Here is a 20,900-nt window from a genome sequence, read left to right as displayed (position 1 = left end):
CCGCTGGTCGAATGCCGCAGCGTGGCTGGATACCGCCCGGGCGGGCGGGTCGCCATGGTACCCCGCGCGGTTGCCAAAGCTCACATGCCCTTGGTCATGGAGCAGACGCTACGCGGCATTGAACGTTGCGTTCAATGCACCTCGTCGCGATACACGAACTTGGGCATTTCCCATTTGAAGTGGATGGCCAGCAGGCGGAACGCGAAACCACCGCCCAGGCACCACAGCGTGGCCGCATTGAGCGACACCCCCAGCTCGAGCAAGGCCAGGTAGGCCGCACCGGTGAGCAGGGTGATCACCGCATACAGTTCCTTCTGGAAGATCAGCGGCACCTCGTTGCACAGCACGTCGCGCAGCACGCCGCCGAAGGCACCGGTCAACATGCCCGAAATCAGCACGATCGGCGCGGCGTGGCCGGCCTCGCGCGCCACCGCGCAGCCGATCAGGGTGAAACAGATCAGCCCCAGCCCGTCCAGCACCAGGAAGGTGCGGCGGAAGTGGTGCATCCAGCGCGCCACCCAGGTGGCGATCAACGCCGCGCAGATGGTGAAGCCCAGGTACTCCGGGTGCTTCACCCAGCCCAGCGGATAGTGCCCAAGCACGATGTCGCGCAGCGAGCCGCCGCCGAGCGCGGTGACGCAGGCGATGATGACCACGCCGAACAGGTCCATCCGCCGCCGCCCGGCGGACAGCGCGCCGGTCATGGCTTCGGCGGAAATGGCGATGAGGTAGATCAGGGAGAGCAGCATGGGGGGGCTCCGGGCACGGCAAGGCGGGAACGGAAGCACGCACGTGGCACGCCAGCGCCGCAGCACTGTCGTGGGGTGGTCCTCCGGTGCCGCTCCCGCTGTCCTTTTGCCTGAGAGTTCAGTGGCCAGGCCACGTGCCCCTTCGGCGGGTCATTGAAGACCTCTCTCCAGATCGGCGTGCTGGATGCATGGTTGGTGGCGTGTCGTGCCACCGGCCTGAGCGATTATGGGAGCCTGCGCCTTCGGCGGGCGCCAGCGCGGCGCCTCTCTCCTGCATCCGGGGCGGATTCTAACAGCCGCCGGGCTGCTGCCGGGGGATAATCCCGGTATGCCCGCTGAACCCACTCTCTGGTACCTGTACCTGCTGGAATGCCGAAACGGCAGCTACTACGCCGGAATCAGCAACGATGTGGCGGCACGCTTCCAGGCCCACCTGGCCGGTAAAGGCGCGCGCTATACCCGTGCCAACCCGCCGCTGAAGGTGCTGGCGATGCGCGCCTACCCGGACCGCGCCGCAGCCTCGAAGGCCGAATGGCAGCTCAAACGGCAGCCGCGCGGGCGCAAGCTGGCGTGGTTGCAGGCCGTCGAGGAATAGGCCTGCGACTGGTTCGGCGTCGCACGGTAGGCCACACTCGGCCATCACACCGGGAGGGAACCCGCATGTTCGACGGCCAACCACGCTTGCTCACCTTGGCGCGAGCTGCCCGACCCCTCGCGCCTGCGCCCGTGCGGCTGATGTTGATGTTGATGCTGATCATCGGGATGCCAGGTTGCACGGTCGAGCGGCCGCCAGCACTGCGCCACGGCGAGATCGCCAGTGCCGGTACGTTTGCCGTCCGGCACGCGCCCGATGCCATCGCTACGGCGCGGGTAAAGCTCGATCCCGCCAAGGTCCCGGTCGCGCTGAGGACGCTTGTCCCTCTGGCCGAGGACTGGGGCATCGGTGATGACGCGATCCGCGATGCACTTCAGGAACGTGTCAGCCAGGCGGAAAAAGATGCGTTGGCCCAGGCAGTGAATCCGCACAACGCGGCGATCACGGCCTGGCTGGACAGCCTGCCGCCGGCACAGCCGATGAGCGATGAAGCCGCGGCGTTCATGTATATGCAGCTGGGCCTGGTTGAAATGGGGTTGTTCGAGGAACTGCCCTGATCGAGAGTGCACCCGCCGTTCCGGCACTTGCCGGCGACCGGGCAATGGGTTCATCTACCGATTCACGCTCTGGACGACAGCCCACGATGACCACGCTTGCCCTGCTGTTCGCCCTGACCGCCGCGACGACGCCCGCCAGTGTTTCCGGCGCCATCGACCCGACCACGCGTGCGGCGATCGAAGCCACCTGTTTCGATTACGTCGACGGCCAGCTGGAAGGCGACCCGGCGCGCGTGGCGCGTTCGCTGCATCCAGACCTGGCCAAGCGCGCGATCCTGGGTGATACCCCGGACGAGCGCCTCGGCCTGCGCCGCATGTCGAAGGAAGAGCTGGTGTCGCTGACCCGGCAAGGTGCGTTGAAGACGCCCAAGGCGCAGTGGAACCGCAGTTGCACGGTGCTCGACGTGACCGGCAACGCCGCATCGGTACGGCTGGAGACGCCGTGGTTCGTGGACTACTTCCACATGGGCCGCTTCGGCGAGCGCTGGATCATCGTCAACGCACTCTGGTACAGCAAGCCGAAGTAAACGCCGCCGTGGACCCACTTCCGTGCGCATCGCGGTAACGCTAAGCTTGGTCGCGCCCGAAGGGCATACCAGGAGACAGGGACAAGGACAGGCCCGACACACGGGCACGGGACCACCGTGACAGCAGGACCCGCGCGATGTTCGCGCCGCGGCCCGCATGGCAGCAGATGCCTCAATCCGTTTTCATTTTCAGCGCGCTGCCGGCCCGTGCCGGCGGCGTGTGCGCAGACGCGGTGCCCGCACCGGGCCCCCGCAGCGCGACCGGCCCCCATCACCACAGGAAATCGTTTCCCATGTCCTTGAGCATCTTCGACATACATGCACAGCTGACCCAGCACTACGCCGACGACAACAGCGTGCGCGTGGAGCTGATCGAAGGCCTGACCCCGGCGGTCATGGTCGAGCTGGAAGAGTTCGGCGACCTGGACATCATCGTCGCCAGTTCGGGCGAGCAGATCGTGGTGTCCACCATTCTGGTGCCCGCCAGCCAGGTCAAGGACGTGGCCGGTCTCAACGCCGCCTGCATGCGCCTGAACCCGATCAACCCGCTGTCCAACCTGGGCATCACCACCGATGCGCACGGCGTGGAGAACTACGTGGTCTTCGGCGAGCTCTCCACCCGCTCGGGCATCGATGCGATCAACGAAGAAATCCAGGCGCTGGCCGCCAACACCATCGACGCAGTCGAAGCACTGCGCCCCTACTTCGACTGAGACCTGACCCGATGAGTATTTTTGGAAAGCTGGTGACCCTGTTCCGTGGCACCGCGCACGAGGCCGGCGAAAAGATCGTCGACGCCAAGGCGCTGACCATCCTGGACCAGGAGATCCGCGACGCTGCCACCCAGCTGGACCGCTCCAAGGTCGACCTGGCCAAGCTGATGGGCCAGTCCAAGCTGAGCGAGAACGAGATCGGCGCGCGCGACCGCAAGATCGCCGAGTACAGCCGCTACATCGAAGGTGCGCTGGGCAAGGGCGACGAAGCGCTGGCGATGCAGGTGGCCGAGAAGATGGCGCCGCTGGAAACCGAGCAGAACACCGCGCGCGAATCCAAGGGGCACCTGGACCAGAGCATCACCACGCTGCGCGCGACCATCTCCAAGACCGAGTCGCGCCTGAAGCAGATGCGCGCGCAGGTCGACCAGGTCAAGGCAACCGACACCGTGCAGCGTGCCCAGGCCGCGATTGCCGCGCGCCACTCCGGCACCAACAGCAAGATGTCCTCGGCGCTGGGTTCGCTGGAACGCATCAAGGCACGCCAGGCCCAGCAGGGCGCGCAGATGCTGGCCGCCGAAGAACTGGAAACCGATGCCGGCGACGGCGATCTGAACCGCAAGCTGGCCGCCGCCGGCCTGTTGGAGGATTCCTCCAGCGCCGCGGCGGTACTGGCGCGCTTCAAGCAGCCCAAGGCACTGCCACACGCACCGTCGGCACTGCTGCCGGGCACCGTGCCGGTTGCCGATGGCGATGTGCTGGTCGGCGTGATCACCCCCAGCGATCACCAGCGCTGACCCCCGAGGACTGCCATGTTCCTGATCCAGCGCCTGGCCAGCACGTTCCGCCAACACATTCGACGGATCAGCTGGCCGGTGCTGATGGCCGTGCTGGTGCTGCACCTGCTGGCCAGCTGGAGCCTGCTGGCGCTGGCCGGTGAGGACAAGCTCACCGCCTGGCAGTCCTTCCTCTATTTCTACGTCACCACCGCCACCACCATCGGTTTTGGCGACCTGTCCCCGGGCTCCACGGCCGGGCGCTTCATCACCGCGCTGTTCGTGATGCCGTTTGCAGTGGCGACCTTCGCCGCGACCCTGGCCAAATCGAGCAGCGCCCTGCTGGCATTCTGGAAGAGGCACCACATGGGCAAGATGGCGTACGACATGGCCGGCCACGCCGTCCTGGTCGGCTGGCGTGGGGCCGAATCCAACCGGCTGGTCGAGCTGCTGCTCACCGACACCGCCACCGACGACGAAGGCATCGTGATCGTCGCCGCCGGTCTGTCCGAACACCCGTATCCCAACCATGGCCTGGTGCGCTACATCGACGTGCCCAGCTATGCCGATCCCGGCGTGTATGCACGCGCATCGCTGGGCACCGCCGGGCGGGTGCTGGTGTATTGCCCGAACGATGACCAGGCGATCGCTGCCACCCTGGCGGTCGGTTCGCTGGCCCTGGCATGCCCGGTGGTGGCCTATTTCGAATCGGCCCCGCCGGCGCGGCTGGTGCTCACCCACTATCCGTCGATCGAGATCACCCGCCCGCTCACCGCCGACATCATGGCGCGTGCCGCGCAGGATCCCGGCACCTCGGCGCTGACCATGGACATGCTGTGCGCCGGCGACCAGGGCATGACCCACTTCAGCCTGGCCGTTCCCGAGGGCACGCCGCACGTGTTTGCCACCTTGATCGACGCCTTCCGGCAACAGCGCGCCAACCTGCTGGGCTATTGCCCCCAGGGCGGCACGCCGATGCTCAACCCACCCGAATCCACCCCCGTGCGCGCCGGTGATGTGCTGTATTACCTGCGCCACCAGCGCCTGGAACCGGCGCGTGTGTTCGCCGCTGCCACGCCGCGTACCCCCCTGGCGACTGCATGAGCTTCTTCGACAAACTGTTTGGAAAATCACCCGCGCGGCCTGCGATGCCGGTGCGCGATGCCATGACGTTTCCGCTGCCGCTGGGCCTGCGCATCGGCGCACGCATCACCTTCGACCGCACCATGTACCAGGTGGCCCCCGACGCGATGCTGGGCGAGTTGCCGGAGGGCTACCAGGGCATTCCCTGCATCGGCCAGATCGACCTGGGCGACGGCACCGTGCAGCACCGCTGCTACGTGGACGACGATGCCTACCTGATGGTGCAGACCGTCGGCGGCGATGTGGATGGGCTGATGGGCTTCAGCTTCGCCGAGACCGTCAACCCGCCCAACAAACAGGCCTTCCAGGACTTCATCCTGGGCCACGATCATCTTGGCGCGGCGGAGATCGAGTACGCCGGCAAACGCTGGCAGCGGCAGATCAACACCACTGCCAGCGGCCGCATTCCGCCGATGGTGTTCGATGAAACCCTCTACCGCTACGCACCGGCGCGCAAGGATGGCGACCTGACCCACTACGCCATGATGTACCAGCGCCACGTCGCCGAGCTGCACCGCGAGGAGTTCCTGCTGGTCACCGCCGAAGACAGCGGTCCCACCGAGTTCTGCATCACCTATGCGGTGGGCGTGGACCTCACCGTGGAAGACTTTCAGATCACCTGATCCGCGTTCCACCCCTCCCAACCCGCAAGGACTCACATGCAGTACGTCATCAACGGACAATCCTTCCTCGCGTTCTGCGCCTTCGCCGGCGTGGGCCTGCTGATCCTGCTGCTGGCCATCACCGTGGTGACGCTGGTGACTCCGCACAAGGAAATCACCCTGATCCGCCAGGGCAACAAGGCCGCCGGCATCGGCATGGCCGGTGCGATGGTGGGCCTGGCGCTGCCGCTCAACGCGGTGATCAGCAATTCGGTGTCGCTGCTGGATGCGGCCATCTGGGGCGGTATCGCCGCGGTGATGCAGCTGCTGGCCTTCGGCATTTCGCGCGCGGTCATCACCCGCCGTGGCCCGGACCAGATCGATGCCGGCAATGAAGCGGCCGGTTGGTTCTCCGCGGGCGTGGCCATTGCGGTGGGCCTGGTCAATTCCGCCGCGATGGTCCCGTAAGGAGCCGCCGATGAAGAAGCGTTCCTCCCACCTGCGCCTGACCCTGATGGTGGCCGCTGCACCGGCCGTGCTCCTGCTCAGTGGCTGCGAAGAGCCGGCCAACACCGGGCTGGTGCTGCAGACCGAATCGCAATGCGATTTCCAGACCGACGTGCCCAAGGAGCAGTGCCACGCCGGCTACCAGAAGGCGGTGGCCGAGCATCAGCGCGTGGCGCCGCAGTTTGCCGACCGCAACCAGTGCAACGATCAGTTCGGCGCCTGCACCGAAGTGCGCAGCGAGCAGGGCCAGGTGAACTGGATCCCGCCCATGACCGGCTTCCTGCTGGGCTACGCGGCCAGCAACCTGATCGATGGGGCCTCGCGCGGGCGCACCGACTGCCAGCGCTACCCGGATGCGCAGGGCTGCAACCGCAGCGGTTCCGGCGGTGGCGTGTACCGCACCGTGGGCGGCAGTTCCCCGCTGTATCGCGACTACCGCACCGGTGAGTACCGCCGCCCCAATGGCGATGCCACCACCGACCGCGCCGGTCGGGTGTACGGCGATGTCGGCAAGGCCACCGTGCCGGCCCGTGCGGTCAGCGTGTCGCGCTCCGGGTTTGGCTCCTCGTCGTCGGCGCGCAGCAGCTTCAGCAGTTCGCGCAGCAGCTCACGCAGCAGCTTCGGCGGCTGAGCCCGTCATGTACACGTCCCCGGCAGCCGCCGGGGCGTTTTTCCGTTGTCCGCAGGCCTGCATTCCGTGAAGCGAATCCTGATCGACGAGCGCCCCGACTGGCGCGAACAGGCCGAAGGCCTGGGCTTCCATTTCCACACCATTGACGGTGAACGCTACTGGGACGAGTCGGCGTACTACGCGTTCTCGCTCGAACAGATCGAGCAGGACCTGGAGGCGCCCACCGAAGCCTTGCACGACATGGCACTGGGCCTGGTGTCGGAGGTGGTGGCCTCGGAAGCTCTGTTGACCCGGCTCAACATCCCCGCCCAGTACTGGGACTGGATCGCCGACTCCTGGCGCCGCCGCGACCCGCACCTGTACGCGCGCATGGACCTGAGCTATGCCGGCCACGGCCCGGCCAAGCTGCTGGAACTGCAGTACGACACCCCGACCTCGCTGTACGAGGGCGCCTACTTCCAATGGTTGTGGCTGGAAGACCAGGTCCGCGCCGGGCGCCTGCCGGCCAATGCCGACCAGTACAACAGCATCCAGGAAAAACTGATCGAGGCGCTGGCCACCCTGGCCCAGCAGCAGTTGATCGGCCCGACCCTGCACTGCGCCGCGGTACGCGAATCGGAAGAAGACCGGGCCACGGTGCGCTACTTGCGCGATTGTGCGCACCAGGCCGGCATCACCACCCGCGAGGTGGTGATCGAAGACATCGGCCTGTCGCGCGACGGGTGGTTCACCGATGACCAGGACAACGTGATCCAGACACTGTTCAAGCTCTATCCGCTGGAGTTCATGATGGAGGAGCGCTACGGGCCTGCGCTGACCTCGCGCCAGCTGCAGCTGATCGAGCCGGCGTGGAAGGCAGTGCTCAGCAACAAGGGCGTGCTGGCCCTGCTGTGGGAACGCCACAACGGCCACCCGAACCTGCTGCCGGCGCATTTCGCCGAGCCCGGTGCAACGCCGGCCCCGGGCTGGGTACGCAAGCCGCTGCTGTCGCGCGAGGGGGCCAACATCAGCATCGCCACCCCGCAGGGTGAGCTGATCCAGACCGACGGTCCCTACGACGATGGCCCCTGCATCGTGCAGGCCTACCATCCGCTGCCGTGCTTCGACGGCAACTACCCGCTGGTCGGGTCCTGGGTGATCGGCGATACCGCCGCGGGCATCGGCATCCGCGAAGATGCCAGCCTGATCACGCAGAACACTTCACGCTTCGTGCCGCACGCGATCGTGTGAGGCGGCTCGGGCATGCGCCGACAGGTCAGGGATCGACCTGGCGGGGCAGCTTCGGCCGCCGATCCTCCTGATCGTCGCCGAAGATGATCCGCGCGCTGCGCTGGTAGCTCCAATACGCCACCGCCCAGTTGAGCAGCACCACCAGGCGGTTGCGGAAGCCGATCAGGAAGAACACGTGCGCGGCCAGCCAGAACCACCAGGCTAGCACGCCGGACAACTGCAGCCGGCCCAGGTGCACGATGGCGGCCATGCGTCCGATCGTGGCCAGGTTGCCGAAGTCCTGGTACTTGAACGGCCCCGGTGCCGGCTTGCCGCCCAGGCGTGCCTGCAGCACGGTGGCCACGTACTTGCCCATCTGCTTGGCGGCCGGTGCCACACCGGGCACCGGTCGGCCATCGGCCTGCTGCAGCGCGGCCAGATCGCCGGCCACGAAGATCTCCGGATGCCCGTCCACGGTGAGGTCCGGTTGCACCACGACGCGTCCGGCGCGGTCCAGCGGCACCTCCAGCGTGCGCGCCAGCGGCGAGGCGGCCACGCCGGCGGCCCACACCACGGTGCGCGCGGGCACGAACTGGTCGCCGAGCTGGAAACCGTTGCTGTCGATGTGGCTGACCGGGGTACCGGTGAGCACTTCCACGCCCAGCTTCTCCAGCTGGCGGCGCGCCTTCAGCGACAGCACTTCCGGAAAGGTCGACAACACGCGTGGGCCCGCTTCCACCAGCCGCACCTTGGCGCTGGCCGGGTCGATGTGGCGGAACTCGTTGCGCAGCGTATGCCGGGCGATTTCGGCCAGGGTGCCGGCCAGCTCCACCCCGGTGGGGCCGCCCCCGACCACCGCGAAACTCAGCCAGGCCGCCTTGCGCTCCGGGTCGGGTTCGGCCTCGGCGCGCTCGAAGGCCAGCAGCAGCTTGCGGCGCAGGGCGATGGCATCGTCCAGCGTCTTCAGACCGGGCGCATCGGCGGCCCATTCGTCGTGGCCGAAGTAGGCATGGGTGGCCCCGGTGCACAGCATCAGGGTGTCGTAGCCGAGCGGGCTGCCGTCGGCGAAGGTGATCTGCCGGGCCGCCTTGTCGATCGCGGTCACCTCGCCCAGGCGCACTTCGACATTGCGCTGGTGGCCGAGGATATGCCGCAGCGGCGCGGCGATGTCCGGCGCCGACAATCCCGCCGTGGCCACCTGGTAGAGCAGCGGCTGGAACAGATGGTGGTTGCGGCGGTCCACCAGGGTGATGCGCATGCGCGCGCCGGCCAGTGCACGGGTGGCCCACAGGCCGGCGAAACCGCCGCCGATGATGACCAGATGGGGCACGGACTCGCGGGTCATGCACTCACTCCTTGGCAGGGGCCGGCCGTCCGGCCCCATGGGATCGTTGTGGACGCGACACATGGTCGCACGTGAAGCATCGTGTTCACGTGGATGTTCGATACTGGGTTCAGGGGCCGTCACAGTTGCCCGGCGGCCTGTCCAGAACCTGCACGGGAGATCGAAATGTCCGAACCGGAAAAGCGCATCGCGCTGCTGATCGATGCCGACAACGCACCGTCCTCCAAGATCGATGTGGTGCTCGCCGAAGTGGCACGCTATGGCGTGGCCAACGTGCGTCGCGCCTACGGCAACTGGAAGAGCCCGCGGCTGAAAGGCTGGGAATCGGTGCTGCACGAATACGCGATCCGCCCGATCCAGCAGTTCGCCTACAGCCGCGGCAAGAACGCCTCGGACATGGCCATGGTGATCGATGCGATGGACATGCTGTACGCACGCAACCTGGACGGTTTCGCGATCGTCTCCAGCGATGCGGATTTCACGCCGCTGGTGATGCGCCTGCTCACCGACGGGGTCAAGGTGTATGGCTTCGGCGAGAAGAAAACCCCTGAGCCCTTCGTCAACGCCTGCTCCAAGTTCACCTACCTCGAAGCGCTGGGGCAGGGCCATGCGGCGGACCCGGAGGTGGAGCAGGACAGCGAGGAAACCCGTCCGCGCAAGAGCGGCCCGGAGCTGCGCAACGATACCCGGCTGGTGCAGATGCTGCGCCGCGCGGTGGCCTCGGCCGAGGCCGAAGATGGCTGGTCGCACCTGGGCCCGGTGGGCAGCCAGATCGGCAACCAGGCCTCGTTCGACTCACGCAATTATGGCTACGCCAAACTCAGCGAACTGCTGGCGGCCACCGGCCTGTTTGAGATGAAGAAGGACGGCAAGTCGACCTACGTGCGTGCGTTGCCGAAGAAGAGCGCGACCAAGCCGGCCAAGTGAGAGTGCGAAGGTGACGCGCGCAACGTCGATGGGCGTATCGTAGCCGCACCGCGCGGGCCGGTGCACCGCGCTTCTTCCGCAACAGGAATCTGACCATGCTGAAAATCTGGGGCCGACACAATTCCAGCAACGTGCGCAAGGTGCTGTGGTGCGCCGAGGAAATTGGCGTGCCGTACCAGTCGATCCAGGTCGGCGGGGCCTTTGGTGGCACCCAGTCGGCGGAGTATCGCGCGATGAATCCCAACGGGCTGGTCCCGGTGATCGAAGACCATGGCCTGCCGCTGTGGGAGTCCAATACGATCGTGCGTTACCTGGCGGCGCGCTATGCGCTGGGCACGCTGTACCCCGAAGACGTGGTGGCCCGCGCGCAGTCGGAAAAGTGGATGGACTGGACCACCTCGGCCTTCGCCGGTGTCTTCCGCGATCTGTTCTGGGGCACCTTGCGTACCGCACCGGCCGATCGCGATGAAGCACGCATCGCCACGGCGCTGGTGCGTTCGGGCGAACTGCTGGCGATGGCCGATGCGGCCCTCGCACAGCAGCCGTGGCTGTCCGGCGATGTCTTCGCGATGGGCGACATCCCGCTCGGGGCCTTCATCTACGCCTGGTTCGAAATGCCGATCCAGCGCCCCGAACTGCCGCACCTGGCCGCCTGGTACGAACGCCTCAAACAGCGCCCGGCCTACCAGCGCGCGGTGATGACGGCATTGACCTGAAGTGCGCGCCCAACGGCGCTGTGTCGCAGTGAACTGACCTCTGCCTGGAGATCAGCCCCCTTCGTGTTGAAGGGGGGCGCCGAAGGCGCGGGGTTGAGGTGGAATGCACACCCAACGGAGCTGTGCTGAGGCGCCAGCCTCAGTACAGATCCGTTGGATCGACATCGAGCGACCAGCGCACCTTGCGCGCCTGCGGCAGCCCGGGAATCTGCGGCGTGATCAGATCGAGCACGCCGTGCAGCGGCCGTCGCGAGGGGGCCGACAACAGCAGCTGCGTGCGCTGGTAGCCGGCGCGACGCGGCATCGGTGCCGGCATCGGGCCATAGCGCTCCACCGCCGCCGCCTCGGGAATCAGCGCGCGCACCGCGCTCAACATCGCATTGGCATGCTCCACCTGCTGCGCTTCGGCGCGCAGCAGCGCCAGGTGCGCGAACGGTGGGAAGCCGGCCGCTTCACGCTGCTCCAGCTCGGCCTCGGCGAAGGCGTGGTAGCCGCCGTTGACCAGAGTTTCCAGCAGCGGATGGCCGGGATGGTGGGTCTGCAGCCAGACCTCGCCGGCACTGGCGGCGCGCCCGGCGCGGCCGGCCACCTGGATCAACTGCTGGGCGAGTTTCTCGCTGGCCCGGAAGTCGGCCGAGAACAGGCCTTCGTCGATGCCGACCACCACCACCAGGGTCAGCTTGGGCAGGTCGTGGCCCTTGGCCAGAATCTGCGTGCCAACCAGGATCCCGGCGCGGTCGCCCAGCGTGGCCAGCTGGGTTTCCAGTGCATCGCGCCGGTTGGTGGTGCCGCGGTCGATGCGGATCACCGGTACGTCCGGGAACGCCTCCACCAGGTGTTCTTCCAGTCGCTCGGTGCCGATCCCCTGCGGCTGCAGCGCCAGGCTGCCGCAGTCGGGGCAGGCCATCGGCGCCGGTTGGCGCGCACCACAGTGGTGGCACTGCAGGCGACGGCCACCGGCATGCACCGTCATCGGCGCATCGCAGCGCTGGCACGGCGCGGTCCAGCCGCAGTCATGGCACAGCAGCACCGGCGCGTAACCACGGCGGTTCTTGAACACCAGTACCTGGTGGCCGTCCTGCAGATGCTGGGTGATGCCCTGTAAAACTTCTGGTGACAGCCCATCGCGCAGCGGGCGCTTGCGCACGTCCAGCACGCGTACCCGCGGCGGCCGCGCGTTGCCGGCGCGCTGCTTCAGGCGCAGGTGGGTGTAGCGGCCGGCGCGCGCGTTGTGCAGCGATTCCAGCGAGGGTGTGGCACTGCCCAGCACCACCGGCACCGACAACGCTTTGGCCCGCACCAGGGCGAAGTCGCGCGCGTGGTAACGGATGCCGTCCTGCTGCTTGTAACTGCCGTCGTGTTCTTCATCGACCACGATCAGCCCGGCGTTCGGCAGCGGGGTGAAGATCGCCGAGCGTGTGCCCACGATCACCTGCGCCTCGCCGCGCGCGGCGGCCGCCCACACCCGTGCGCGCTCGTTGTCGTTCAAGCCCGAATGCAGCACATGTACGGGAATGCCGAGGCGGCTGCGGAAGCGCGACAGGGTCTGCGGGGTCAGGCCGATTTCCGGCACCAGCACCAGCGCCTGCTTGCCGCGTGCCAGGCACGCCAAGATCGCCTGCAGATAGACCTCGGTCTTGCCACTGCCGGTGACACCGTCGAGCAGGAAGGTGGCGAAGCCGTCGACGGCGGTGATCGCGTGGATCGCCTCGGCCTGTTCCGGGTTCGGCTGCGGGCCGGTGCCGGTAGTGGCCACCGCGGCCTGGTGCGGCAGTGCGACGCGCTCGACCAGGCCGCGCTTGGCCAGCGCACGCGCGGCGCTGCGCCAGTCGTCCAGGGCGGCATCGAGGTGATCCTCGTCGCGCACGCCGTCGGCCAGCAGCGTGGCCAGCCGTTGCGGGCGGGTGCCGTCGCGCAGCCGCGGTGAGGGTGCGTGCCCGGCGGCGGTCAGCTGCCAGCCCCAGCGGTGGGTATCGGGCAGCGGCTCGCCGCGGCGCAGCGGGGCGGGCAGGGCGGTGCTGACCACCTCGCCGAGCGGGGCATGGGTGTAGCGGGCCAGCCAGTGCAGCGAGCGCCATAGCTCGCCCTCCAGCAGCGGCGCGGCATCCACCCAGTCCAGCGCGCTGCGCAGGGTGCCGCCGTCGGCGACGGTGCCGATGGCGGCCACCACCCCGACAAGCTCACGTGAACCGAACGGCACCCGCACCCGGCGCCCGACCATGCCGGCGTGAACGGGCTCGCCGGCGGGCGGGGCGTAGTCGAACCACTGCGGCAGGGGCACGGGCAGGGCAACCTGCACGGTGGCCACGTTCAACGCGGGCGCAGGGCCGGGGGTGAGGGACAGCGGCGGGGCCGGTTTGGAGCTGGGCATCGTGCCAGTGTAGCGGGCCGGTCAAGCCGGTTTACCGGGGTAGGCATCGGCAGTTGCGTGGATCCTTGAATCATAAATAGGAGCTAAATATCGGTGTTGATTGGAGATTCAGGCTTATCCACATCTTCTGTGGATAAGTCTGTGTGCCAGTGTCGATTGCCGGGCTGTGGGTCAGGGAGTTCCGACCTCTCGATCAACTTGGTCAAAAAATCGCCACACAACAATAATCAATAAAAACAACAACATAACTGTGAAACAAAGCTGAAACACAGCATGGAGCGCCCTTACCCCCTGTTCCAGGCGGGTTTTTCTTGATGCTGTGCACAACCTGCGGCCCCGGTTGCCCCTACGCCAGGGCACGGTCTTCACACGCGACCTACATCGGCACGCCCGTGCGCCGACGCAATCGCTATCATTTCCGTCAATTGATGGAGTTGCTATGACGGCTGCGACCGCCCCCGTTTCCTCTACCGCAGCCGGCGCGCTGTCTGCTTTCCTGCGTGGCGTCGAACGCCGCGCGCTGGTCGTGGCCGAGCTGCAGTGCGGCGACCCGACCGTGGCCGAACAGGCCCTGGTGGCGGTGATGCGTGCCTTCGCCGGGATCGCCAGCGACGTGCCGATGGCGCAATGGCCGGACCGCTTCTGGATCCTGCTGGCGCACCGCAACCCGATCCGCCTGCCCAGCGGCGGCCACTGGTCGCCCGAGCTGGCCCACCTGCAGGCGCTGCCCGCGCCGGCCCGGCTGGCCCTGCTGCTGCGCATCGGCGGCGGGTTGGACGAAGCCGCGGCGGCGCAGATCCTGGACATGCCGGTGGCCGACTACCAGCAGGCGCTGGGCGAGGCCTGCCCGCGTGACACTCAGGGGCATCCTGATGCCTCGGCCTGGCGCGAGCTGGCCGAACAGGTGCAGGGCCGCCTGCGTGACCTGCCCGCCGCGCGCCTGCAGCGCCTGCATCAGCCGGCACCGTCCCCCGCAGGCACTGCGTCCGACGCGGCCTCCTGGCGCACCCCGAACAACGCCGAGGCGCGCAGCGCGCGTCCCCGCAGCCGTCGGCAGGGCCGTCGCTGGCCGTGGCGTGGCCTGTTGATCGTGGTGGTCACCGTCGGCGTGCTGCTGGGCGGTGCGGCATGGTGGAAGCACGTCCGCAACAGCCCGGATCCGGCAGCCAGCGTCCCGGATGGCGCGGTTGCCGAGGCCGGGCCGGTCACCGTGGAGGCGCTGCCGGCCGACGACCTACCGGTCACCGCGTCGGCCGACGCCGCACATGCCGCCAGCGATGCGGCGATGCTGGCTGATCCGGCACTGCCGCTGGCGCGCGATGCGGACCTGTATGCCTGGTTCGCCGCGGGCGGGCCGGTGCCGGTGGACGAATCGCAGCCGCAGCCCAGCCGCCCGGAACCGGCCACCGCCGGCCTGGAGACCACCGCTGATGAGTAAGTCGATCCTGAAGGTCGGTCTGGGCTTCGGCCTCGCCCTGGCGTTGTCAGCGCAGGCAAGCCCCGGCCAGGTGGCGCTGCCGCTGCCGGCGCTGCCCCCCGCGCCGACGCCGACCACCACCCCGGCCATCCCGACCGCGCTGGACCCGGCCCAGCTGCGCGAGCTGCGCAGCCGCTATGCGGCCTGGCAGGCGCTGCCGGATGCCGAGCGCGCCCGCGTCACCGAGGCGGCACGCCGCATCGCCGCGCTGCCGCCGGCCCAGCAGCAGGCCCTGCGCGAGCGTTTCGCCCAGCAGGACCAGCGCTTCCGCGATGGCTGGCTGCTCGGCCCGCAGCTGGGCCAGGCATTCCCGAAACTACAGGGGCTGTTCGGCTATCTGCCGGCCGAGCAGCGCGAACCGGCGCTGGCGATCCTGCGCCAGCTCAGCGTCGACCAGCTGGCCCAGCTGACCCTGGTCGCCCAGCGCACGCCGCCGCAGGAACGTGACACGGTCCGCGCACAGTTCCTGGCGCTGGCCCCGGGCGGGCGCGATGCGTGGTTGAAGCAGCACGTCGGGCATTGATCGCTCCCCTGGAGTGATCGGTCGCCACGCGGTGTCGCATTTACCCGCCATCGTGGGTTTTGTCACGCCGCGCGCGTAAGATGGCGGGCCGCAACCCGGTGCCTGTGCCCTCCGCGCGCTGCCGTAGTTGCCGTCCGTGATCCCCATGTCCCTTGCTTCCTCCACGCCGCGCCTCTCCCAGGAAGTGCGCGCCACCGGTCTGCTCGCGCTGCCGCTGGTTCTCGGCCACGTGTCCACGGGCCTGATTTCGTTTGTCGACAACGTCATCGCCGGCCACCACGGCACCGATACGCTGGCCGCGGTCACCATCGGTACGGCCCTGCTGTGGCTGCCGATGCTGATCCCGATCGGCACCCTGATCTCGCTCACCGCCTCGGTCTCGCAGCTGCATGGCGCGGGCCGCGAGCGCGAGATCGGCCCGCTGTTCCGCCAGGCCCTGTGGCTGGCGCTGGGCCTGGGCCTGATCATGTTCACCTTCCTCACGGTGGTGCCGCCGCTGCTGCCGGCGTTCGGCATCGCCCCGGACATCGTGCCGGGCGCTACCGCGTTCCTGCATGCGGTGCGCTGGGGTGGCCCGGCGCTGACCCTGTACTTCTGCATGCGCTACCTCAGCGAGGGCATGCACTGGACGCTGCCGACCATGATCCTGGGCTTCGGCGGCCTGCTGGTGCTGGCGCCGCTGGGCTACATCCTCTGCTACGGCAAGCTTGGTTTCCCGGAACTGGGCGCCGAAGGGCTGGGCATCGCCTCGGCCATCATGATGTGGGTGCAGGCGCTGTGCTTTGCCGGCTACCTGTGGAAGACCAAGCGTTTCGCCCACCTGCAGCTGTTCTCGCACTTCGAGGCGCCGCGCTGGTCGGCGATCTGGGACCTGCTGCGGACCGGCCTGCCGATCGGCATCACCGTGCTGATGGAGGGCGGGCTGTTCATCGTCACCGCGCTGCTGATCGGTCGCCTCGGTGCCACCGATGCGGCCTCCCACCAGATCGCGATCAACGTGGCGCAGCTGTGCTTCATGATCCCCATGGGCGTGGCCGAAGCCACCACCGTGCGGGTCGGCCATGCGGTCGGCAGCGGCAATGGGCTGGGCGTACGCCGCGCGGCGATTGCCGGGCTGCTGATCATCCTGGGCACGCAGACGTTGTCGGCGCTGGTGCTGCTGCTGGGCCACGATGCGATCGTCGGGGTCTACACGGCCGACCTGAAGGTGGCCGCGCTGGCCTCGACGCTGTTGCTGTACGCGGCGGCGTTCCAGTTCCCCGATGGCATCCAGGTGCTGTCGGCCGGCGCGCTGCGCGGGCTCAAGGACACCCGGGTGCCGATGTTCATCGCCATGTTCTCGTACTGGGGCCTGGGCATGCCGCTCGGCGCCGGGCTGGGGCTGGGGCTGGGCATGGGCCCGCAGGGCATGTGGCTGGGGCTGATCCTGGGCCTGACCGCCGCGGCGATCCTGATGGCGTGGCGTCTGCGTGTCAGCAGCCGCCGCGCTGGGGCGGTTTCGGCGACCGCTGCCTGACGACCCCCTGACTTGTGTCCGATGCCGGCCAGCCCGGCACCGGCTATGCTGATAACACGGCAAGAAGCCAACTGGAGTTTTCCCCATGAACCAACCCGCGCGTCGCAATCCCGTCGCCAGCTTCTTCATCGGGCTGTGGGATGTGATGAACTTTACCCGCCGGCTGATCCTCAATCTGCTGTTCTTCGGCCTGATGTTCCTGATCCTGGTGCTGTTCGTCGTCGCCATGGGCAAGGGCGCCAGCAGCGGCAAGTCGCTGCAGGACCGCACCACTCTGGTGATCGCGCCGGAAGGCCGCCTGGTCGAGCAGTTCAGCGCCGATCCGGTCAGCCGCGCGCTGGCCAAGGCGATCGGTGACAACGGTGCCGAGGAGATCCAGCTGCGCGATCTGATCCGCGCCATCGAAGCCGCACGCGATGACAAGAAGATCGAACGCGTGGTGCTGCAGCTGGACAAGCTGCAGCCGAGCGGTTTCGCCTCGATGCGCGAAGTGGCCACCGCCCTGCAGGCGCTGCGCGCCTCGGGCAAGCAGGTGGTTGCCTTCAGCGAAAACATGAGCCAGTCGCAGTACCTGCTGGCCGCGCAGGCCAACGAGGTCTATCTGGACCCGATGGGCGGCGTGGTGCTGGAAGGCCTCGGCCGTTACCGCCAGTACTTCCGCACCGGCCTGCAGGACAAGCTGGGCGTGGACGTGCACCTGTTCAAGGTGGGCGAATACAAGTCCGCTGCCGAGCCGTACGTGCTCGACGCCGCCTCGGCGCAGGCCAAGGAAGCGGACCTGTTCTGGATGAACGATGTGTGGCAGCGCTACCTGGGCGATATTGCCAAGGCCCGCAAGCTCGACGCCGCACAGCTGGCCGCCGGCATCGACACGCTGCCCGAAGGCGTGGCTGCGGCCGGTGGCGACCTGGCCAAGTTCGCCCTGCAGCAGAAGCTGGTGGACGGCCTGAAGACCCGCGAGGAAGTGGAAGATCTGCTGACCGAGCGTGGCGTGGCCGACGAAGACGCCGACGGCGGCTTCCGTAGCGTCAACCTGGATGCCTACCTGTCGCAGCTGGACGCACGTCGTTCGCCGGTGGATTCGCGTCCGCAGGTGGCGGTGATCGTGGCGGCTGGCGAAATCGCCGGTGGCGACCTGCCGGCCGGTCGCGTCGGTGGCGAATCGACCTCGGCGCTGCTGCGTGAGGCGCGCGAGGACAAGGACGTGAAGGCCGTGGTGCTGCGCGTGGATTCGCCCGGCGGCGAAGTGTTCGCCTCCGAGCAGATCCGTCGCGAAGTGGTTGCGCTGAAGGCCGCCGGCAAGCCGGTGGTGGTGTCGATGGGCGATCTGGCCGCATCCGGTGGTTACTGGATCAGCATGAATGCCGACCGCATCTATGCCGACCCGTCGACCATCACCGGTTCGATCGGCATCTTCGGCATGATCCCGAACGTGGCCCGCTCGCTGGACAAGATCGGCGTGCATACCGACGGCGTGGGCACCACCCGGTTCGCCGGTGCGTTCGACATCACCCGTCCGATGGACCCGGCCGTGGGCCAGGTGATCCAGTCGGTGATCAACAAGGGCTACGCCGATTTCACCGGCAAGGTCGCCGACGCGCGCAACAAGCCGGTCGAAGCGGTCGACGAAGTCGCCCGCGGCCGTGTCTGGAGCGGTGCGCAGGCCAAGGAACGTGGCCTGGTCGATGAGTTCGGTGGACTCAAGGCCGCCGTTGCCGACGCCGCTACCCGCGCCAAGCTGGGCGGCGTGGACAAGGTCCGCGTGCGCTACATCGAGAAGGGCGCCACGCCGTTCGCACAGTTCCTCGGCGGCTTCGCCGGCAGCCGTGCCGGTGCCTGGATGCTGGGGGAATCGGGTATGGCGCGGTTGATGCTGGCGCGTTCGATGCCGGAGCTGGACACCCAGCTGCGCTTCGTCGAAGACGCCGCGCGCGATCCGCGCAGCAGCGCCCCGGTCAAGGCCCTGGCGTACTGCTTCTGCGGATTCTGATGCGGTAGACCACGCCCCTGCGTCGTGGTCATCCATGATCGACACGCGACATGAAAAAGCCCGGCGAATGCCGGGCTTTTTTTGTGGATGCACTGCCGCGTCGGTCAGGGGGTCTTGGCGTCGCCGGTTCCCGCGTCATCGGCGGCACGCGTGTCCGGCGCTTTTTCCAGCATCTCGCGCGCGGCCTTGGCCTTGTCCAGCGGCTGCTGCATCGCATCGCGCAGCGCACCGGCCTGTGGCTCCGGCGGTTTGTCCGGCGCCGGTGGCACCGGGCGATTGCAGCCGGCCAGCACCAGCAGCGCGGCCAGGGGCAGGACAACACGGATGATCATGGCAACCTCACTGCTGCACCAGGGAAGCGCAGTGTCGCACCGCCGTCACGGCCGGTGTGTGATGGCGTCTGCAGCAGTGGGCGTCCACCGCCGAGGCGCTGCGTTATCCTGAGCACAGCGCGTGGCAAGGTGCCGCCCGCAGGTACCACGGGGCCATGGCCCCCACGCAGGAGAAGCATGTGAGCGCGCATCGTTGGCGACTGGACGGACAGACCGCATTGATCACCGGCGCCAGTGCCGGCATCGGCCTGGCCATCGCGCGGGAACTGCTGGGCTTCGGCGCGGACCTGTTGATCGTCGGCCGCGATGCCGACGCGCTGGAGATGGCCCGGGATGAACTCGCCGACGCCTTCCCCGACCGCGAGATCCACGGCCTTTCCGCGGATGTCTCCGATGACGAGGACCGCCGCGAAATCCTCGATTGGGTCGAGGACCACAGCGATGGGCTGCACCTGCTGATCAACAACGCCGGCAGCAACATCACCAAGCCGGCCACCGAGTACACCGAAGACGAATGGCGCGGCATCTTCGAAACCAACCTGTTCTCGGCCTTTGAATTGTCGCGCTACGCGCACCCGCTGCTGGCCCGCCACGCGGCTTCGGCCATCGTCAACGTCGGCAGCGTGTCCGGGCTCACTCACGTGCGCAGCGGAGCGGTGTACGGCATGACCAAGGCGGCGATGCACCAGATGACCCGCAACCTGGCGGTGGAGTGGGCCGAGGACGGTATCCGGGTCAACGCGGTGGCACCGTGGTACATCCGCACCCGTCGCACCTCCGGCCCGTTGTCCGACCCGGACTACTACGAGGAAGTGATCGACCGCACCCCGATGCGCCGTATTGGCGAGCCCGAGGAAGTGGCCGCGGCGGTGGGCTTCCTGTGCCTGCCCGCGTCCAGCTACGTCACCGGCGAGTGCATCGCGGTGGACGGCGGTTTCCTGCGCTACGGGTTCTGAGCGGCACGCCACGCGGCGCGCCGCGGGGGGGTCATTCCGGCACCGCGCAGTCACTGCCGGCCAGCAGCGCCTGCAGGCGTTCGCGCTCGGCCACGGCAGCGGCCTGGTTGTCCGGCGTGGCAAAGCGCTCGCGTCCGCGCGCATCGCGGAAACGCTGCTGCCAGCTGGCGCAGCGCTGCGCGTCGGCAATCGGCGCACAGTCGTCGCGGATCACTTCACAACTGGCGGCATTGAGCGGGGTGTTGCCACCCAGGCCGGACACCTGCAGCAGCACGCAATGTGGCGGCGCCGGTTCCAGCTCGTGCAGGAAGCGGCTGCCATCGGCGGACTGACACTGGTAGATCGCCGGCAGCGGCGGTTTGGCCGGGCCCTCGGTTGCCGCCTTCTCCTGTGCCTCGCGGCGCAGCACCTGGCTGTCGAGGATCTGGTAGGTCGGTTCGTCATCGACGGTGCCGGCCTGCAATACGGGGCGCGTCATCGGCTGCAATGCCGAGGCGTCGTTGATGGGGGGCACCGCGGGCGCGCCAGCATTCGGCTCGGGCGTGATCGCGACGCTCTTGGCGGTGGGCGTGGCAATGCGCTGGATGCGTTGCTCGCTGCCCGGCGGGCAGGCCACGCTCTGGATGGTCAACGCGCCATCGGCGGCCGTGCAACGAAAGAACACGGCCTCGTCGGCGAGCACCGGCGGGGAGGCAAGAATCAACAGCAGCAGCCACGGTTTCATCGCCGCAGTGTAGA

22 protein-coding genes and 2 riboswitches are annotated in these 20,900 nt (G+C 68.1%); of the genes, 17 read left to right on the top strand and 5 right to left on the bottom strand.

The genetic code is table 11. The features are described 5' to 3' along the window. Window positions 1-131: 131 nt before the first annotated feature. On the bottom strand, window positions 132-749 hold the full coding sequence (locus tag AC3IPM_RS17345; protein ID WP_489301488.1) for a trimeric intracellular cation channel family protein: 618 nt from the start codon (window positions 747-749) through the stop codon (window positions 132-134). Window positions 750-839: 90 nt separating this feature from the next. Beyond that, window positions 840-930, bottom strand: a riboswitch (glycine riboswitch). Window positions 931-951: 21 nt separating this feature from the next. After that, a riboswitch (glycine riboswitch) is annotated at window positions 952-1,026 on the bottom strand. A gap of 30 nt (window positions 1,027-1,056) precedes the next feature. Between AC3IPM_RS17345 and AC3IPM_RS17340 the strand changes: the two genes are divergently transcribed. The 10 genes from AC3IPM_RS17340 to AC3IPM_RS17295 all read left to right on the top strand — a co-directional run bounded on the left by AC3IPM_RS17340 (window position 1,057) and on the right by AC3IPM_RS17295 (window position 8,030). Continuing rightward, window positions 1,057-1,344, top strand: a complete 288-nt coding sequence (locus AC3IPM_RS17340; RefSeq protein ID WP_489304195.1) for a GIY-YIG nuclease family protein — start codon at window positions 1,057-1,059, stop codon at window positions 1,342-1,344. A 65-nt stretch (window positions 1,345-1,409) separates the two neighbouring features. Continuing rightward, window positions 1,410-1,901, top strand: a complete 492-nt coding sequence (locus AC3IPM_RS17335; RefSeq protein ID WP_489301487.1) for a hypothetical protein — start codon at window positions 1,410-1,412, stop codon at window positions 1,899-1,901. An 86-nt stretch (window positions 1,902-1,987) separates the two neighbouring features. Beyond that, complete coding sequence (locus tag AC3IPM_RS17330; protein WP_489301486.1) at window positions 1,988-2,428, top strand: nuclear transport factor 2 family protein; 441 nt, start codon at window positions 1,988-1,990, stop codon at window positions 2,426-2,428. A gap of 293 nt (window positions 2,429-2,721) precedes the next feature. Further along, window positions 2,722-3,141: a DUF2170 family protein gene (locus tag AC3IPM_RS17325; RefSeq protein WP_489301485.1), complete on the top strand. Its 420-nt coding sequence runs from the start codon at window positions 2,722-2,724 to the stop codon at window positions 3,139-3,141. Between the two features lie 11 nt (window positions 3,142-3,152). After that, window positions 3,153-3,938 (top strand): PspA/IM30 family protein, encoded by a 786-nt coding sequence (locus AC3IPM_RS17320; protein ID WP_489301484.1) that lies wholly within the window; start codon window positions 3,153-3,155, stop codon window positions 3,936-3,938. A 15-nt stretch (window positions 3,939-3,953) separates the two neighbouring features. After that, complete coding sequence (locus AC3IPM_RS17315) at window positions 3,954-5,021, top strand: potassium channel family protein (RefSeq protein ID WP_489301483.1); 1,068 nt, start codon at window positions 3,954-3,956, stop codon at window positions 5,019-5,021. Next, window positions 5,018-5,683 (top strand): DUF2491 family protein, encoded by a 666-nt coding sequence (locus AC3IPM_RS17310; RefSeq protein WP_489301482.1) that lies wholly within the window; start codon window positions 5,018-5,020, stop codon window positions 5,681-5,683. The genes AC3IPM_RS17315 and AC3IPM_RS17310 overlap by 4 nt, the downstream gene beginning before the upstream one ends. 36 nt (window positions 5,684-5,719) lie before the next feature. After that, window positions 5,720-6,130, top strand: a complete 411-nt coding sequence (locus tag AC3IPM_RS17305) for a DUF350 domain-containing protein (protein ID WP_489301481.1) — start codon at window positions 5,720-5,722, stop codon at window positions 6,128-6,130. 10 nt (window positions 6,131-6,140) lie between these two features. Continuing rightward, a complete protein-coding gene (locus AC3IPM_RS17300; protein WP_489301480.1) occupies window positions 6,141-6,800 on the top strand; it encodes a DUF1190 domain-containing protein in 660 nt (219 codons plus the stop codon). A 66-nt stretch (window positions 6,801-6,866) separates the two neighbouring features. Further along, window positions 6,867-8,030, top strand: coding sequence for a glutathionylspermidine synthase family protein (locus AC3IPM_RS17295; RefSeq protein WP_489301479.1), 1,164 nt, complete (start codon window positions 6,867-6,869; stop codon window positions 8,028-8,030). 25 nt (window positions 8,031-8,055) lie between these two features. On the opposite strand, the gene AC3IPM_RS17290 is transcribed toward AC3IPM_RS17295, so the two are convergent. Next, on the bottom strand, window positions 8,056-9,354 hold the full coding sequence (locus tag AC3IPM_RS17290) for an NAD(P)/FAD-dependent oxidoreductase (RefSeq protein WP_489301478.1): 1,299 nt from the start codon (window positions 9,352-9,354) through the stop codon (window positions 8,056-8,058). A 165-nt stretch (window positions 9,355-9,519) separates the two neighbouring features. Between AC3IPM_RS17290 and AC3IPM_RS17285 the strand changes: the two genes are divergently transcribed. Both AC3IPM_RS17285 and AC3IPM_RS17280 read left to right on the top strand, forming a co-directional pair. Beyond that, window positions 9,520-10,281 (top strand): NYN domain-containing protein, encoded by a 762-nt coding sequence (locus tag AC3IPM_RS17285; RefSeq protein WP_489301477.1) that lies wholly within the window; start codon window positions 9,520-9,522, stop codon window positions 10,279-10,281. Window positions 10,282-10,376: 95 nt separating this feature from the next. Beyond that, a complete protein-coding gene (locus AC3IPM_RS17280) occupies window positions 10,377-10,997 on the top strand; it encodes a glutathione S-transferase family protein (RefSeq protein ID WP_489301476.1) in 621 nt (206 codons plus the stop codon). Between the two features lie 139 nt (window positions 10,998-11,136). Here the strand turns inward: AC3IPM_RS17280 and AC3IPM_RS17275 are convergent, their stop codons facing one another. Continuing rightward, a complete protein-coding gene (locus tag AC3IPM_RS17275; RefSeq protein ID WP_489301475.1) occupies window positions 11,137-13,368 on the bottom strand; it encodes a primosomal protein N' in 2,232 nt (743 codons plus the stop codon). 439 nt (window positions 13,369-13,807) lie between these two features. Between AC3IPM_RS17275 and AC3IPM_RS17270 the strand changes: the two genes are divergently transcribed. From AC3IPM_RS17270 to sppA, 4 genes are all read left to right on the top strand, one after another. Next, the gene (locus tag AC3IPM_RS17270; protein ID WP_489301474.1) at window positions 13,808-14,806 is read left to right on the top strand and encodes a hypothetical protein; all 999 of its coding nucleotides are present in this window, start codon (window positions 13,808-13,810) and stop codon (window positions 14,804-14,806) included. Beyond that, complete coding sequence (locus AC3IPM_RS17265) at window positions 14,799-15,368, top strand: DUF3106 domain-containing protein (RefSeq protein ID WP_489301473.1); 570 nt, start codon at window positions 14,799-14,801, stop codon at window positions 15,366-15,368. The genes AC3IPM_RS17270 and AC3IPM_RS17265 overlap by 8 nt, the downstream gene beginning before the upstream one ends. 145 nt (window positions 15,369-15,513) lie before the next feature. Then, window positions 15,514-16,884: an MATE family efflux transporter gene (locus tag AC3IPM_RS17260; RefSeq protein WP_489301472.1), complete on the top strand. Its 1,371-nt coding sequence runs from the start codon at window positions 15,514-15,516 to the stop codon at window positions 16,882-16,884. A gap of 85 nt (window positions 16,885-16,969) precedes the next feature. Next, window positions 16,970-18,874: a signal peptide peptidase SppA gene (gene sppA / locus AC3IPM_RS17255; protein WP_489301471.1), complete on the top strand. Its 1,905-nt coding sequence runs from the start codon at window positions 16,970-16,972 to the stop codon at window positions 18,872-18,874. A gap of 104 nt (window positions 18,875-18,978) precedes the next feature. Here sppA and AC3IPM_RS17250 read toward each other — a convergent pair whose 3' ends face one another. Continuing rightward, entirely contained in the window at window positions 18,979-19,206 is a 228-nt protein-coding gene (locus AC3IPM_RS17250; RefSeq protein ID WP_489301470.1) for a hypothetical protein, read from the bottom strand. A gap of 179 nt (window positions 19,207-19,385) precedes the next feature. Between AC3IPM_RS17250 and AC3IPM_RS17245 the strand changes: the two genes are divergently transcribed. Then, complete coding sequence (locus AC3IPM_RS17245) at window positions 19,386-20,162, top strand: SDR family oxidoreductase (protein ID WP_489301469.1); 777 nt, start codon at window positions 19,386-19,388, stop codon at window positions 20,160-20,162. Between the two features lie 31 nt (window positions 20,163-20,193). On the opposite strand, the gene AC3IPM_RS17240 is transcribed toward AC3IPM_RS17245, so the two are convergent. Beyond that, window positions 20,194-20,886 carry a hypothetical protein gene (locus AC3IPM_RS17240; RefSeq protein ID WP_489301468.1) on the bottom strand — a complete coding sequence of 231 codons (693 nt, stop codon included), beginning with the start codon at window positions 20,884-20,886 and terminating at the stop codon, window positions 20,194-20,196. Window positions 20,887-20,900 lie beyond the last annotated feature (14 nt).

The sequence above is a fragment of the Stenotrophomonas sp. GL_111 genome (assembly GCF_057835245.1).
The sequence above is the reverse complement of the archived record's forward strand: the minus strand, read 5'-3'. Positions and strand labels throughout refer to the sequence as shown.

Coding starts and splice junctions, on each gene's coding strand:
- AC3IPM_RS17345 (WP_489301488.1), bottom strand. CDS start 749: ATGCTGCTCTCCCTGATCTACCTCATCGCCATTTCCGCCGAAGCCATG.
- AC3IPM_RS17335 (WP_489301487.1), top strand. CDS start 1,410: ATGTTCGACGGCCAACCACGCTTGCTCACCTTGGCGCGAGCTGCCCGA.
- AC3IPM_RS17330 (WP_489301486.1), top strand. CDS start 1,988: ATGACCACGCTTGCCCTGCTGTTCGCCCTGACCGCCGCGACGACGCCC.
- AC3IPM_RS17325 (WP_489301485.1), top strand. CDS start 2,722: ATGTCCTTGAGCATCTTCGACATACATGCACAGCTGACCCAGCACTAC.
- AC3IPM_RS17320 (WP_489301484.1), top strand. CDS start 3,153: ATGAGTATTTTTGGAAAGCTGGTGACCCTGTTCCGTGGCACCGCGCAC.
- AC3IPM_RS17315 (WP_489301483.1), top strand. CDS start 3,954: ATGTTCCTGATCCAGCGCCTGGCCAGCACGTTCCGCCAACACATTCGA.
- AC3IPM_RS17310 (WP_489301482.1), top strand. CDS start 5,018: ATGAGCTTCTTCGACAAACTGTTTGGAAAATCACCCGCGCGGCCTGCG.
- AC3IPM_RS17305 (WP_489301481.1), top strand. CDS start 5,720: ATGCAGTACGTCATCAACGGACAATCCTTCCTCGCGTTCTGCGCCTTC.
- AC3IPM_RS17300 (WP_489301480.1), top strand. CDS start 6,141: ATGAAGAAGCGTTCCTCCCACCTGCGCCTGACCCTGATGGTGGCCGCT.
- AC3IPM_RS17290 (WP_489301478.1), bottom strand. CDS start 9,354: ATGACCCGCGAGTCCGTGCCCCATCTGGTCATCATCGGCGGCGGTTTC.
- AC3IPM_RS17285 (WP_489301477.1), top strand. CDS start 9,520: ATGTCCGAACCGGAAAAGCGCATCGCGCTGCTGATCGATGCCGACAAC.
- AC3IPM_RS17280 (WP_489301476.1), top strand. CDS start 10,377: ATGCTGAAAATCTGGGGCCGACACAATTCCAGCAACGTGCGCAAGGTG.
- AC3IPM_RS17275 (WP_489301475.1), bottom strand. CDS start 13,368: ATGCCCAGCTCCAAACCGGCCCCGCCGCTGTCCCTCACCCCCGGCCCT.
- AC3IPM_RS17270 (WP_489301474.1), top strand. CDS start 13,808: ATGACGGCTGCGACCGCCCCCGTTTCCTCTACCGCAGCCGGCGCGCTG.
- AC3IPM_RS17265 (WP_489301473.1), top strand. CDS start 14,799: ATGAGTAAGTCGATCCTGAAGGTCGGTCTGGGCTTCGGCCTCGCCCTG.
- AC3IPM_RS17260 (WP_489301472.1), top strand. CDS start 15,514: ATGTCCCTTGCTTCCTCCACGCCGCGCCTCTCCCAGGAAGTGCGCGCC.
- sppA (WP_489301471.1), top strand. CDS start 16,970: ATGAACCAACCCGCGCGTCGCAATCCCGTCGCCAGCTTCTTCATCGGG.
- AC3IPM_RS17250 (WP_489301470.1), bottom strand. CDS start 19,206: ATGATCATCCGTGTTGTCCTGCCCCTGGCCGCGCTGCTGGTGCTGGCC.
- AC3IPM_RS17240 (WP_489301468.1), bottom strand. CDS start 20,886: ATGAAACCGTGGCTGCTGCTGTTGATTCTTGCCTCCCCGCCGGTGCTC.